The 13,793-nt window shown below is 62.7% G+C and carries 11 protein-coding genes; 5 read left to right on the forward strand and 6 right to left on the reverse strand.

Annotated elements, in window-relative coordinates; all coding sequences use genetic code 11:
* Positions 1-37: 37 nt before the first annotated feature.
* The 5 genes from lhpH to PVZ80_RS20145 form a co-directional block, all read right to left on the reverse strand.
* A complete protein-coding gene (gene lhpH / locus PVZ80_RS20125) occupies positions 38-1,045 on the reverse strand; it encodes a trans-3-hydroxy-L-proline dehydratase (protein WP_009049544.1) in 1,008 nt (335 codons plus the stop codon).
* Positions 1,046-1,145: 100 nt separating this feature from the next.
* Positions 1,146-2,099, reverse strand: a complete 954-nt coding sequence (lhpI, locus tag PVZ80_RS20130; RefSeq protein ID WP_124340372.1) for a bifunctional Delta(1)-pyrroline-2-carboxylate/Delta(1)-piperideine-2-carboxylate reductase — start codon at positions 2,097-2,099, stop codon at positions 1,146-1,148.
* A 27-nt stretch (positions 2,100-2,126) separates the two neighbouring features.
* Positions 2,127-2,912, reverse strand: coding sequence for an amino acid ABC transporter ATP-binding protein (locus PVZ80_RS20135; RefSeq protein WP_273864466.1), 786 nt, complete (start codon positions 2,910-2,912; stop codon positions 2,127-2,129).
* Positions 2,909-3,643 (reverse strand): amino acid ABC transporter permease, encoded by a 735-nt coding sequence (locus tag PVZ80_RS20140; protein ID WP_124301799.1) that lies wholly within the window; start codon positions 3,641-3,643, stop codon positions 2,909-2,911. The genes PVZ80_RS20135 and PVZ80_RS20140 overlap by 4 nt, the downstream gene beginning before the upstream one ends.
* Positions 3,644-3,645: 2 nt before the next feature.
* Positions 3,646-4,320, reverse strand: coding sequence for an amino acid ABC transporter permease (locus tag PVZ80_RS20145; protein ID WP_124301798.1), 675 nt, complete (start codon positions 4,318-4,320; stop codon positions 3,646-3,648).
* A gap of 396 nt (positions 4,321-4,716) precedes the next feature.
* On the opposite strand from PVZ80_RS20145, the gene PVZ80_RS20150 reads away from it, so the two are divergent.
* The 5 genes from PVZ80_RS20150 to PVZ80_RS20170 all read left to right on the forward strand — a co-directional run bounded on the left by PVZ80_RS20150 (position 4,717) and on the right by PVZ80_RS20170 (position 11,771).
* Positions 4,717-5,454, forward strand: coding sequence for a FadR/GntR family transcriptional regulator (locus PVZ80_RS20150; protein WP_273864467.1), 738 nt, complete (start codon positions 4,717-4,719; stop codon positions 5,452-5,454).
* A 547-nt stretch (positions 5,455-6,001) separates the two neighbouring features.
* A complete protein-coding gene (locus PVZ80_RS20155) occupies positions 6,002-7,777 on the forward strand; it encodes a type I secretion system permease/ATPase (RefSeq protein ID WP_009049538.1) in 1,776 nt (591 codons plus the stop codon).
* Positions 7,770-9,083, forward strand: a complete 1,314-nt coding sequence (locus PVZ80_RS20160; RefSeq protein WP_028682164.1) for an HlyD family type I secretion periplasmic adaptor subunit — start codon at positions 7,770-7,772, stop codon at positions 9,081-9,083. The genes PVZ80_RS20155 and PVZ80_RS20160 overlap by 8 nt, the downstream gene beginning before the upstream one ends.
* 38 nt (positions 9,084-9,121) lie before the next feature.
* Positions 9,122-10,483 (forward strand): TolC family outer membrane protein, encoded by a 1,362-nt coding sequence (locus PVZ80_RS20165; RefSeq protein ID WP_016703028.1) that lies wholly within the window; start codon positions 9,122-9,124, stop codon positions 10,481-10,483.
* Positions 10,484-11,054: 571 nt separating this feature from the next.
* On the forward strand, positions 11,055-11,771 hold the full coding sequence (locus PVZ80_RS20170; RefSeq protein WP_009049535.1) for a response regulator transcription factor: 717 nt from the start codon (positions 11,055-11,057) through the stop codon (positions 11,769-11,771).
* Between the two features lie 251 nt (positions 11,772-12,022).
* Here the strand turns inward: PVZ80_RS20170 and PVZ80_RS20175 are convergent.
* On the reverse strand, positions 12,023-13,793 hold a 1,771-nt coding region (locus PVZ80_RS20175), incomplete at its 5' end, for a T1SS-143 repeat domain-containing protein (RefSeq protein ID WP_443201014.1).

Consider the following 13,793-nt stretch of genomic DNA (forward strand, 5'->3'; position numbering starts at 1 on the left):
CAACACGAACCCGTTCGCGTTGTTTCCAGGGGGGCGATTAGCGGACCAGGAAGCCGTTTTTCAGGGGATCCCGATCATCGAGAATCCAGTTGCAGAAACCGCAGATATAAGCGGAGCCGGACACTTCTGGAATGACGGCGGAGAACTCGCCGACACGGGTTTCATCGATGACTTTGGCGCTGAAGACGGACCCGATGACGGACTCGTTGACGAGCACATCCTCGCGGGTGATTTCACCTCGCAGATACAGTTGGGCAACTCGACCGCCCGTACCGGAGCCGGTCGGCGAGCGATCGACTTCCCTGTCCGCGAAGATGCAGCAGTTCGCCTGGGTCGATCCCGGATGGCGCGGTGCGCCGTCGATGATGGTTCCATAGATATGGTTGATGCCCGCAATGTCGGGATGAACGACCGGGCAGGCCAGGTTGGCGGCCTTTTTGACTTCTGCGCCGAACTGCTTCAGCGCTTCAATCGACGGCTCGCGAATCTCCAGGCCATGGGGCGCTGCGTTGGTATAGAAGTAGAAGGCGCCGCCGTAGGCGATATCGCCGGTGACGGCGCCATAGGTAGGCGTCTCTACCGTCACATCGCGCTTGTAGATAAAGGACGGGACGTTGATGAAGCGCACGCCGTTGGCATGGCAACCATCCCACTGCACAAAGGCCTCGATGAAACCGCAGGGCGCGTCGATACCCACGCGGGTTTCCGGAGACTGCCGTGTTACCCAGCCCAGCTCCACCGCGGCAGTGGCGAGTGCAATGACGCCGTGACCGCAGTGATCGCTGTACCCCTCGTTATGCACGAAGATGATGCCGAAATCGGCATTCGGGGAGACGGGCTCCGTCAGGTAGCCGCCATACATGTCGGCGTGACCGCGCGGCTCGAACATCAGCGCCTGGCGGATCTCATCGGCGTTTTCCAGCAGCCAGGTCCGGCGCTCGATGATGGTTTTTCCCTGCATGCTCGGGAGACCCGAGGTGACGATGCGAAACGGTTCGCCGCCGGTATGGACTTCGACGGTGCTAATGGTGCGAGAAATTTGCATGGATAGAGTCCTTTTGAAGATGTAGCGATCCGCAAGAGCGCTGGCCGGTTCAGCGGCCCGCGCTTGCGAGGGGGGATCGGCTATCAGCGACCGGGTTCGTTCACTCGCCCGCGGCGAGCGCCTGAAGCGCCACACGAGCGGCGGCCAGGTCCCAGGCTGCGGTGCCCACGCTCTTGAAAACGGCGGGGCGAGACGTGTCGACGTCCTTGCGGAGCGCGTCGGCCAGCGAGCTCACGCGGGACCAGTCAATGCCGGCCTGCAGCAGGTCGCCTGCCTCGTGCCGGGCGCCGGCCGGGTCGTCGGCGTAGAGGTCGCTTGCGTCCAGGGTCACTTTCCCCAGCTCGGCCATTTCCGGTTTGAAGGCGCCTACGCCTATGACAACTCGCCCCGCCCGGGCGGGCTCGTTGTAGACCGGCTCGGTGCTGGTGGTCAGCGTGATGACGACGTCCACTTCAGCCGGAATGTCAGGGCCACAGGGCTCCAGGTGCTCATGCAGCTGGCGATTGCCGGTGCAGAACTGCGAGGCTGCCTGTGCATCCACCCCACGTACCCACACCGTGCTTTGCGGATAGATCGCATGGATTGCCTGCACGTGGTAGCGCGCCTGGACGCCGGTACCGAAAAGCAGGATCTGCCGCGGCTCCCGTTTGAGCAGGGTGCGGATCGCCAGGAGCGTCACCGCGGCGGTACGGCGCCCGGTGAGCTCCGGCCCATCCAGCAGGCAAATGACCTGGCCGGTGGCTGCGTCGCAAAGGGTCACGGCGCCATGGATGGTGGGAAGCTGGCGTTGGGTATTGCCGGGATGGACGTTGACCAGTTTGTGAATGCCGATGTCCTGGGCGGTGGCGGGCATGCTCAGCATGACTCCAGCCTCGCCCAAGGGGACGACCATTCGCTCCGGGCTGTGGATTTGGCCGGCAGCCACCTCCAGCGCTGCCTGTGCGATGGCCTCGACCAGCCTGTTGAAGTCCAGAAGCGCCGCAGTCCTGGCCCGGTCACAGATGATGATCGGGGCGTCGTTGTGTGCGGTTGCAGCAGGGAACCGAGTACTCATGCAGATGCTCCAGGTGGAAAGTGACATTCAGTGGCGGTGGATATCGGAGAGGAATTTTTCGGCACGGGGGTGTTTCGGCGCGCTGAAGAACGCCTCCGGAGGGGCAACCTCCAGGAGTTCTCCCTGGTCGATGAACCACACGACGTCCGCGACCTCGCGCGCGAACTTCATCTCGTGGGTAACGCACACCATGGTCATGCCTTCACTGGCGAGCGCCTTCATGACGGCAAGCACCTCGCCCACCATCTCGGGGTCGAGGGCACTGGTCGGCTCGTCAAACAGCATCACCGGAGGTTTCATCGCCAGCGCCCGGGCAATCGCCACGCGCTGCTGCTGGCCGCCGGACAGTTGGTTGGGGTAGGCATCCGCCTTGTGCCCGAGCCCGACCTTGGCCAGGAGCTCCAGGGCCATCTCCAGGCTCGCCTGGCGATCGGCCTTGTTGACCCAGAGCGGCCCGCAAGTGACGTTCTCCAGCACCGAGAGGTGGGGGAAGAGGTTGAACTGCTGGAAGACGAAGCCGATGTGGCTGCGCAGGCTGTTGATGTCGACGCGCTTGCCCTGCACGTCTTGTCCGTTGACACGGATGGTGCCGGCGTTGATTTCCTCCAGGCGATTCAAGGTGCGAATCAGCGTGGACTTGCCGGACCCGGAGGGGCCACACAGGACCACGACTTCGCCTCGTTTGACCGCGGCGGTGAAGTTCGTCAGTACGCGATGCTCGCCGTACCACTTTTCGACGCCGCTCAATTGAATGATGAGGTTTTCCTGGGGCTCGGCGCCGGTGCGCCGGGCGATGGATTTCATGGTCGTCATTGCGCTACAGGCTCATTGGAAGTACGGACGCGGGGAAGGGGGAACGTGCGGGAGTTGCGGCGCTCGATACGCGCCTCCAGCACCCGAACGGACTGTGTCAGGGTGAAGCAGATGGCGAAGTAAACGAGCGACAGCACCAGGAAGACGCCGAAGGGTTGCGTCAGGACGCTGCTGTTCACTTGGTTGGCGGCGTAGGTCAGCTCATTCACCCCGATGACGTACCCCAGCGAGGTGTCCTTGATGGTGGTGACGAACTGGCCAACCATGCTGGGCAGCATGTTCTTCAGCGCCTGGGGCAGGACGATCCTGCAGGTCCGTGTCCAGTAGCCCATGCCCAGGGCCGCAGCCGCTTCCACCTGGCCGCGCGGCAACGCCTCGATGCCGGCTCGAACGATTTCGGCCAGGTAGGTGGCCTGGAAGATCACCAGGGTCACCGCCATGGTCGTGAACCCGGCAACGGGGCGTCCCAGGATCATCGGTACGATGAAGTAGGTGGCAAAAATCAGCATGACCAGCGGGATGCTGCGAAGTACGTATCGCACCGCGCAAGCCGGGTAGCGAAGCACCCTGTACCCGCTGAGCTGGGCCAGCGCGAGCAGCACGCTCAGGGGGAGGGCCAGGCCGATACCTGTGATCGACAGGAGCAGCGTGGCAACCACGCCACCCAGCGGACCATTCGGGTAAGCCCCGATCAGGAACAGAAGCCAGTACTCGTGGATGATGTCGAGCATGATCAGCGTCCCTTTATCCGCAGGCACTGGCCCAACCAGTTGCCGAGGAACAGCAGGCCGAGCGCGACCACTACGTACATCACGGTGCTGATCGCGTAGGTTTCGAAGATGCGAAAGGTGGCGCTGGAGATCTCCTTGGTCACGTACGTGAGTTCCATGACGCCGATCACCATGGCCAGGCTGGTGGTTTTCACCAGCATCACGGTGCCGCTGACAAGCGGGGCGATGGCGACACGCAGGGCTTGCGGCAGGACTACCCGGCGCATGGCTGCGGCGTAGCTCAGGCCCAAGGCTCGTGCGGCCTCTTGCTGGCCTTTCGCAATGCTGCGCAGGCCGCTGCGGATGTCTTCGGCGAAGTAGGCGCCGTAGTAGAGGGCAATGGCCACCGCGGCGAAAATGAACTCGCCATGGTTGGCGTTGACCCAGTCCTGGAGGTCCTCAGGCAGTACGCTGCCGACCCCGAAGTACCAAAGGAAGATATGGACCAGTGGAGGGACATTGCGCTGGTACTCGATGAAGGCCTGCACCAGAAATTCCAGGGCCCGCACTTTTGTCATGCGCAACAGCGTGAGTGCCAGGGCGATCAGGAAGGCGGCCAGCCAACTGGTCACGGAGAGCAGCAGCGTGAGCGCCAGGCCGAGAAGGAGCGTCGCCCCGTATTCGTTCAATAACGACATGTCCTGCCCTCATTGATGAGTGAATGGGCAATGAGCCCCTGGCTGGGAATGTGAAATCCCGAACGTAGAACCGACCACTCTCAGCTTCATGTTTTTGTTATTCATTGGAGCCTTCTGCACAACAAGGTTGTGGGGAATTGGTTTTATGGAAACCGCATTAAGCGTTGGCTGGTTATTTCACTGGGCAGGACTGGCGGATATCGCGAATACCGGTCTGTTTTTTGCTCCAGTTGTCGGCTAACCTACGTCCAGTTTTGGCAGGTTGCAACGATCGAAGGGCCCGGAAAGTTCTGATTCGGTTTGGAAATCGACCTGTTTGATAAGGGAAACCAGAAAATTGGTCGTGATACGCCCGATTTAGAGCGGTTTGTAAGGTAAGTCTGAAAAATTGGTAAGGTGGTCTTGAAAAGCAACCCAAGCGATATGCAAAGCGATTTCCGCCCCAAGCAAATTTACGAACAAGTGGCCGATGAAATTCGCGCGGGAATCATCAATGGCACCTACCTGCCCGGATCGCGCCTGCCTTCGGAGCGGGACCTGGCACAGCGTTTCCTGGTGAGCCGGCCCGCTGTTCGTGAAGCGATAGGCGCCTTGCAGAATGAGGGAATGGTGGTGACCCGCCTTGGCTCCGGCACCTACGTTGCCGAGCGGGTGATGGAGCAGCCCTCGATGCAGGGTGACTCCAGGTCAGAAGCGGACTTCAGTCCCAACAGCGTTCTTGAGGTACGCCTTCTGATCGAACCGGCTATTGCGCGACTGGCGGCCAGGCGCGGCAAGCGCAATGCGCAGGCTGAGCACTATCTGGCCCAGATGGCCGGTGTGAAGGACGTCAATGACATAAGCCAGCAAGCCTTGTGGAGCGAATCCGACCGCCTTTTTCACCGTCAGCTCGCGGTCATGACCGAGGATGCGCTGATGGTGAAAATCGCAGATGAGGTTTCAGCGAGCATGGCGCAGCCGTTGTGGAATCGCTTGCGCGACGACGGCATATACGATGCCAATCGCATCCAGCTCTATGTGGCGGAGCATCGTTTGATTTACGAAGCGATAGTCACCGGCGACGAAGAGGCAGCGGCCTTCTACGTTGAAAACCACCTCAAGCGGGTGCAGCGCGATATCAACACCCGCGAGTGACAGGCGGGCGCCAGGCCCGGCAAGCCGGTCCAGGAAGCGGTCGTTCCCGGACCGCTTGCTGACCTGAGTGACTCTCTGGCCCGCAACCCTGCGATCGAAGTCAGTCGCTTGCGCACAAAAACTACCCCTCCCGCATACCTGTTATCCGCTGCGAGCGCACCGCTGGTCATCGCAAGATCGGCCAGTCAATCCAGTAACTAGACTAATCGGGATACCCCGGCGCTGCGTGTACTGCACCTGTCGCTACCGACAATCGGATTCTTCTGGGCGAAGCAGGTGTGCGGCGCCCCTGTCGCGCGCCTGGAAGGCCTGTTCCGGCATCCCGCGGCGCCCCTGCAGCAGCCACTTCCCAGCGACCCACGATGGCGCCAAACGCCCGTGCCAGAGCCCTCTGCTCTCAAGGCCGCAGGGCGCTTGCGCATGCGTGCGCGCCGGGCCGTTGCCGGGACCATTCCGGGTGCCCGAGGCGAACCGGCCAATGGCTGCACGCAGCTGTCCGGCATGATCTAAGCTCCACAAAGGCTGGCCTTTCGAGCAGAGGTTTTCAATGCAAAGCACACCTGAAAACAGTCTGAAAAATGCGTTGAAGGTCTGTCGAGACAGCTTTGTTTTCGTCGGTTTTTTCAGTTTCTTCATCAATGCGCTGATGCTGGTTCCGACCTTCTACATGCTCCAGGTGTATGGACGGGTGATGACCAGCGGCAGCCTGACCACCCTGGCCATGCTGACGCTGATCATGACCGGGCTGGTGATCACCCTCGGCTCCCTGGAATGGGTGCGTTCGCGCATCATGGTGCGGGTCAGTACCCGGCTGGATGTGCTGCTCGGTCGTCAGGTCTACAAGGCCAGTTTCAAACGGGCCCTGGACAGTGGCGGCATGGATGCCTCGGCCCAGTCGCTCAACGACCTGACGGGCTTGCGGCAGTTTCTTTCCAGCAGCGGCCTGTTCGCCTTTTTCGACGCCCCCTGGTTGCCGATCTATATCGCGGTGATGTTCCTGTTCCACCCCTGGTTCGGCTGGGTCGCGACGGGCAGCGCGCTGTTGTTGATAGTGCTCGCCTTCGTCAACGAGAAGCTCACGGGGCCGGTGTTGGCCCAGGCCAACAAGGAGTACATCGGCGCGACCCTCCATACCACCAAGAACCTGCGCAACGCCGAAGTCATCGAGTCCATGGGCATGCTGGAAACCCTGATGGATCGCTGGGGGCGCCGGCAAAGAAGCGTTCTGCTGCTGCAATCGCTAGCGAGCGACCGGGGCGGCATGGTCACGACGCTTTCGCGGACTTTCCGCCTGCTGGTGCAATCGCTGGTGCTCGGCCTGGGGGCTTACCTGGCGGTGGACCATCAGGTGGGGGCCGGCCTGGTGTTCGCCGGGGCCGTGCTGCTGGGGCGGGCACTGGCGCCCATCGACCTGATGATCGGCAGCTGGAAGGGCTTTATCGCCGCCCGTTCGCAGTACAACCGCCTGAACGACATCCTCGGCAAACAGCAGGCGCAACCCGAGCGCCTGTCCTTGCCCGCGCCCGAGGGCAACGTGCAGGTCGAGAACCTGATTGTCGCGGCACCTGGTTCGAAAACCCCGATCCTCAAGAACATCAGCTTCAGCGTACCGGCCGGTTGCGTGGTGGGCATCATCGGCCCGAGCGCCTCGGGCAAGTCGACCCTGGCCCGGGCGCTGATCGGCGTCTGGCCGCCGCAGCATGGGGTGGTCCGGCTGGATGGCGCGGACATCAGCACCTGGGACAAGCATGAGCTTGGCCCGTATATCGGTTACCTGCCCCAGGACATCGAGCTGTTCGAGGGCAGCATCGGCGAGAACATTGCCCGCTTCGCCGAGATCGATTCGGCGAAGGTTATCCAGGCCGCCAGGACCGCTGGCGTCCACGAAATGATCCTGCTGTTGCCCGATGGCTACGACACCGTCATCGGCAGCGAGGGCGTCATGCTCTCGGCAGGGCAGCGCCAGCGCATCGGGCTGGCCCGCGCGCTGTACGGCAACCCGCGGCTGATCATTCTCGACGAACCCAATTCCAATCTCGACGAGGTCGGCGATCGCGCGCTGGCGGCCGCCATCCAGCAGATCAAGCACACCGGCGCGACCCTGTTCGTGATTACCCACCGCACCAACATCGTGTCGCAACTCGACCGGCTGCTGGTGATGAAAGCCGGGATGGTCGGCCTCTACGGGCCGCGCGAGGAAGTGCTGGCCGAACTCAGCGGGCAGCAACCGCCGGTCCCGAAACATGCCGGGCCAGTACCGGTGGTGACCAACGTGGCGTCGATCGATGCCCGTAAGGACGATGGCGGTGAATCCTATGCCTGATCGTCAAATCGAAAGCTCCTCCGACCTGCCGGTATCCGATCGCAAGGCCCACCGCCTGGGCATGGGGATTGTCGGCGTGACCTTCGGCCTGTTCGGCACCTGGGCGGCACTCGCGCCCCTGGACGGCGCCGCTTACGCGCCGGGGGTGGTCACCGTGCAGACTTACCGCAAGACGGTCCAGCACCTGGAAGGCGGCATCGTCAAATCGGTGTTGGCCCACGATGGCGACATCGTCAAGCAGGATGATCCGCTGATCATCCTCGACGATGCCCAGCTGCGCTCCGAATACGAGGCGACCCAAGGCCTGCTGGTCGCGGCCAGGGCCATGGAGTCGAGGCTGATTGCCGAGCGCGACGGGTTGCCGGCGATCGACTTTGGGGCGATGCCCGAATCCGCCAGTGTGCGAGGAGAGGAAGCGCGCCAGGGCGAGACCCAGGTATTCAACGCGCGGCGCGGCTCGCGGCTGGGCCAGATCTCGGTGCTGCGCGAGCGCATCGGCCAATTGCACCAGCAGATCAAGGGCCTGGAGTCGATGATCGCGGTCAAGGTGCGCCTGGAGAAATCCTACAGCGGTGAAATCGGTGAGTTGACCGAGTTGCTCAAGGAAGGGTTCGTCGACAAGCAACGCCTGCTCGAGCAGGACCGCAAGCTGGGGATGCTCAGGTCGGAGGTGGCCGATCACCGTTCCACCATCGACAAGACCCGCCTGCAGATCAACGAAACGCAGTTGCAGATCCTCCAGGTCGACAAGGATTTCAATTCCGACGTGGCCAAGCAACTGGCCGAGGTGCAGACCAAGATCTACGACCTGCAAGAGAAGAACTCGGCCCTGGAAGACCGCCTCAGCCGCATCGTCATCCGTGCCCCCGACGCGGGCATGGTGATCGGCATGACGGTGCACACCATCGGCGGTGTCGTGCGTTCGGCGACGCCCTTGCTGGACATCGTGCCATCGGTCTCGGAGCTGATCATAGAGGCCCAGGTGGCGCCGGTGGACATCGACCGCATCGGCATCGGCAAGCGCGCCGATATCCGTTTCGGCGCGTTCAACAGCTCGACCACGCCGGTGATCGAAGGCGAGGTCAGCAGCGTCTCGGCCGACCGCCTGACCAACGAAAAGACCGGGACCGCCTATTACCTGGCGCGGGTCCGGGTCACCGAGCACGGGGTGCGCACCTTGGGTGAGCGCAAGTTGTTGCCGGGGATGCCGGCGGACGTGCTGATCATCACCGGGCAACGCACGCTGTTGCAGTACCTGATGCAGCCGGCCCGGGATGTAATGTCTCAATCAATGATCGAGGAGTGACCGTGGGAGCGCCGTCAGTTCTGCTAGGGAGTGCATTCATGCTGGCAGCGGGGGCCGCCTTGGCGCAAACCGCTGCGGTAACGTCGACCGGGGTCAGCGCCTCGACCTATTCCACCGACCTCATGCAGTTGTATCGCGAGGCGCGGCTGGAGGATCCACAGGTCCTGGCGTCTTTTGCGCAAGCGCAGGCCGGCAAGGAGCATCAACGCGAGGCGCTGGGAGCGCTGTTGCCGCAACTGTCGCTGAATGCCGGGACGAACCGGATCCACCAGGAAAACGACCTGATACAGGAGCGCAGTTTCGATAGCGAAAGCTACAGCCTGGTGCTGCGCCAGTACCTCTACAACAAGGCCGCGTGGGAGAACTACCAGAAGTTCAAGAGCCTGGCCAAGCAGTCTGAATCCGAAGCGTTGGATACCCAGGCCGAGGCCGCGGTGGAACTGGCGCGGCGCTACTTCACCGCGCTGGCGGCCGAGGATGAGCTGGAGCTGGTGCGAGCGGAGCGGCGAACCACGCAAAAGAGCCTGGACCGGGTCAATGCGCTGTACGAAAAGCAGATGGCAATGGTTACCGACCAGCTCGACCTCAAGGCCCGGGTGGACCTGCTCGCGGCCCAGGAGCTGGATGCCCGCAACCAGGCCCGCATCAGTCGCGAGGCGCTGGCGGAAATCGTCGGCCGGCCGGTCAAGGAGAAGCTCAACCGGATTCGCAACGACGCGCAACTGCGGGTTTCGGCGCAGAGCCTGGAGTCCTGGGTACGCGATGGCATGGAGCTGAACCCGACGCTCAAGGCCAGCGAGAGCGGCGCCGAAGCCGCCAACGCAGCGTTGCGCAGTGGCAAGGGCGGGCACTATCCGACGGTGAGCCTGAACCTCAGCGCGCAACAGACCAACGAGGGTTACAACAATACCCTGGCGCCACGCACCGACAGCTATGTCGCCGGCATCGGCGTCCAGGTGCCGCTGTACAGCGGCGGCTCGACCTCGGCGCGGGTCCGTGGGCTCTACCAGGACCAACTGGTCGCCGAGCAGCAGCTGGAAGCGATCCGGCGCCGGGTGGTCAAGGAGATCACCAGCGCCTACCTGACCGCCAATTCGAACGGCGAGAAGATCGACGCCAGCCGTTCGGCCCTGGCCTCGGCCCAGCTGTCCCGGGTGGCGGCGGAGAAGGGGCTGAGCTACGGCATGGTCAACGCCGTCGATGTACTGGCCAGCGTGCGCAACGAGTTCCGCGCCCGGCGCGACCTGCTCAAGACGCAATACGAGTTCCTCAGCAACGTCTTCAGCCTCAATCGCTGGGCGGGCAAACCGCCGGTGGAAAGTGTCGAGAATGTGAATGCCTGGCTCAGTCCCGGTAGCGCCGGCCAGGCCATGGGCGTTGGCATCGAGGACCAGGAGTAGACACCGGGACAGTGGTGTCCCGGCTGGCCAATCACTTCTGTGGGGGATCGGCGTCGAGCCGCTGGTTTCATGGCACTGCCGGCTTCGTCGATAAATTGACGCCCTTAATAAACACTGACTTATCCGCGCGCCACTCGTCTGTTAATTGACGAGCCTGGTTGGATCCGAGTCTGCCCGCAGGTCCCCCGCAGCGAGCCTAAGACCTTGATTTGCAGGGGGCAGGGCGCCTCGGGGGAGCATCGACCACGTGACCCGAACCCGGCCTGAGTCGAAGACCGACGGATGGGTTGGCAGGCAGCACAGTGGGCTGGCCTAGACTCAATTGAGGGCTCGCGGATGCCCTGCAGCACATGCAAACTATTGATAGTTATTCTTATTTATGTGGTTTCAATAGCTTTGCCGGGCTTCGGGAAACCCCCGCAATGTCTGCCTGTACCCCGGGTCGCCAAGACCCGGGTGGGCACTTCCAGAGCCTGTCGGCGCTCGCATCCGTCCTTCAAGAGCGAGTGGCCGATCAAGGAAGGCCAACGCGTATGAAGGTCATCGTTTTTCAAGGGGAGGCAGAAAGATCATGCCAGACCAAAAAAAAACGATACGCGTGATGCTGATCGATTGCCGTCCCCTCGTTCTTATGGGGCTTCATGATTTGATCAATGCGAGGAAGCCCCGGATGGAGGTGAGTGGCCAGGCCACCACCTACACCAATGCGCTGGACCTTGCCGATCAGCTGCGTCCCAATGTGATTTTTTTCAGTTTCTTTCCGGATGCGTTGAACCCCCTGGAGGTGGTCGCAGGGCTGACCCGCCGCCCGGATATCAAGCTGCTGGTGCTCAAGGGCCTGTACGAATCCGTCCCGGTTGCCCAGGCGATCGAGGCGGGCGCGCGTGGCATCGTGCTGGCGGAAGACCCGACGGAATCGATCGTCCGGGCCATCATCAAGGTCCACCATTACGACGTAGGACTGGACAGAGCCTGGTCCGGCGGGCTTTCCGGCTATGCCGCGACCCGGCACATACCCTTGCGATGCAACCTGGAGCAGGCGAAACAGGCGCGGCTGACGCTGCGCGAGCGGGAACTGATTCGCGCCATCGTCGGCGACCCGTCCGCCAAGTACATGAGCATCGCCGAGCACCTGGGCATCAGTGAACACACCGTGCACAACCACCTCAGCAACATCTATCAGAAGCTCAACCTGATCAACCGCATCGACTTGCTGATGTATGCGCTCAAGCACGGGCTCACCGATGATGAAGAACCGCCTGACTCGACGTGGGTGGAACTGGAATGAGTTGATCAAGACAAGGCAGCCCGGTGGCTGTCCTTGTCGCTGTCCTTGTCGTCGTCGACCTGGGGGCCCAGGCCGAGGGCGATGCCGTGCTCATCGTTTCCTGCCCCGTGAATGCGCTGGCATGCCGCCGCGTTCTTTGCGCTGCCTGGGCGTTTGTCGCGGATGAGAGTAGGGGAATTCCGGGCGGTAGCGGCAAAAAAAGCGAGGGTGGTTTCCAGGCCACCCTCGCTTTTATTCGCATGCGCGAGGTTTCAGACGCTGCCCATTACGATATCGGTATTGAGCAGGTCGACCCCGACCAGGGTAATGGTCGTTATCTGCCCACCGGTCTCGGCCACCGTGACGACGCTGTCGGCGCCGGCGTTGTTGATCGACTGCACGACCGCGCCCGCATCACCAATGAGCACCACCGCATCGCGCTGGCCTGCGCCGGCATCGAAGCCGCTGACCTGGTACTGGTTCTCGGCCACCGACAGGTCGATGTTGAACGCATCCCGCTCACCCGTGGTGCCCACCAACCTGAAGTCGAACAAGGCGTCGGCCGGGTCGTTGGCGAACAGGTTGGCGTCGAACGCGCTGGTCGCGGTGTCGCCATCCTTGTCCGTCACCGTCGCGTTGAACGCCAGCTTGACGTCGCTGGCCAGGCTCTCGGTCTCATGGGTGAACAGGATCGTCGGGATCTTGATCTCGCCCCGGGCCATCGTCAGCTGGACCGCATCGATCAGCGATGTGGCCGATTGCTCGACGGTGAAGGACACCTGCCCACCGGCCTCTGGCGTCAGGGTGTTGACCTCGATCAGGTTGGAGAAGGTGCCATCTTCGTAGAAGACCCTGTAGTACAGGTCCTCGGTGGCCGTGTTGTAGCCGCCCACGGAGTTGTCGATAAACACCTTCATGCTCGTCAGCAGGCTTTCCGGGTTGACCACGAAGCTTTCATCGGCCGCGCCGATCGCCGCCAGGTTGTCGCCCTGGAGCAGGTTGTTGGCGATGCCGATACCGGCCGTGCTGACGTTCAAGGCTGCCGAGCCGATGAACGATGGCAGCGGGTTGGTCTGCAGTTGCGCTTCGGTAGGGTCGGGCGCCCCGACCCCGATGCCGGTCTGGATGCTGTTCGCGCCGCTAGCGGGAGCCAGCGGGTTGGCGCCGAAGAACACGATGTCCTCGGTGCCGATCGTCAGCGTGCGCACGGGGTCCGGGCCACCGGCATCCAGCGCGCCATCGGCACTGCTGAGGACAATGACCGAACGGAAGCCTTCCTCCAGGTCCAGGGCATAGGTGCCGTTGGCATAGGCGCTCAGCGTGTAGTGCACGGTGGTATCCGCCGTGGCTGCGTTGTTGTCGAAGTCACCGGTCAAGGTGCCCGCGAACTGATACGCGCCATTGGCGTCCGGTGACGGCGACTGCTCGACCAGCGTACCGGTGCCGGTGGTGGTCGTATCGTCCGGCCGGACCAGGGTGAACTGGCCGTTCACCAGCGAGATATCCAGGCCGGCTGCATTCAGTCCGTCGGCGCCAGTCCCCAGGTTCCAGTAGCCTTGTTGCGCCTGGTCGGTCCCCGTGCCGATCAGGTTGCCGAAGGCCAGGGTTGGCGTGTCGTCATCGACGGTGATCACCAGTTTGTCGGCCGCGGCGGTCACGGTGTCGCCGTCCTTGTCGGTGGCCTGCAGCAGGGTGCCCAGGTTGAGGACGAGGTCGTTCTCATCGTTGCCCGTCGCGTGATCCAGTGGCTGGAGCAGGGTGAAGGTGTAGGCACCCGCTACCGTCAGGCTCAGGGTGAACACGTCAGTCGCGCCGGCCTTGGCGGTCAGAGTGTTGCCCAGGACGCTGTAGGTCAGTGCCACGCCACCGGAGCTCAGGGCTGGCAAGCCGCTGGTGTTACTCGACAAGGAGTAGCTCAGCGGTACGTCGGCCCCGGACTGGAAGATACCGGTCACACTGCCGCTGGCGACGGTGGCTTCACCGGCCACGTCGCCGATACCACCGGCGATGCCATTGGCCAGGCCGTCTTCATCGACGGTGCCG

This window comes from Pseudomonas sp. B3G-3, from assembly GCF_028640915.1.
Lineage (GTDB): Bacteria > Pseudomonadota > Gammaproteobacteria > Pseudomonadales > Pseudomonadaceae > Aquipseudomonas > Aquipseudomonas chlororaphis_I.

What these genes read in the sequence shown, in the direction of transcription:
- lhpH (WP_009049544.1), bottom strand. Translation starts at nt 1,045, where the DNA reads ATGCAAATTTCTCGCACCATTAGCACCGTCGAAGTCCATACCGGCGGC.
- lhpI (WP_124340372.1), bottom strand. Translation starts at nt 2,099, where the DNA reads ATGAGTACTCGGTTCCCTGCTGCAACCGCACACAACGACGCCCCGATC.
- PVZ80_RS20135 (WP_273864466.1), bottom strand. Translation starts at nt 2,912, where the DNA reads ATGACGACCATGAAATCCATCGCCCGGCGCACCGGCGCCGAGCCCCAG.
- PVZ80_RS20140 (WP_124301799.1), bottom strand. Translation starts at nt 3,643, where the DNA reads ATGCTCGACATCATCCACGAGTACTGGCTTCTGTTCCTGATCGGGGCT.
- PVZ80_RS20145 (WP_124301798.1), bottom strand. Translation starts at nt 4,320, where the DNA reads ATGTCGTTATTGAACGAATACGGGGCGACGCTCCTTCTCGGCCTGGCG.
- PVZ80_RS20155 (WP_009049538.1), top strand. Translation starts at nt 6,002, where the DNA reads ATGCAAAGCACACCTGAAAACAGTCTGAAAAATGCGTTGAAGGTCTGT.
- PVZ80_RS20160 (WP_028682164.1), top strand. Translation starts at nt 7,770, where the DNA reads ATGCCTGATCGTCAAATCGAAAGCTCCTCCGACCTGCCGGTATCCGAT.
- PVZ80_RS20165 (WP_016703028.1), top strand. Translation starts at nt 9,122, where the DNA reads ATGCTGGCAGCGGGGGCCGCCTTGGCGCAAACCGCTGCGGTAACGTCG.
- PVZ80_RS20170 (WP_009049535.1), top strand. Translation starts at nt 11,055, where the DNA reads ATGCCAGACCAAAAAAAAACGATACGCGTGATGCTGATCGATTGCCGT.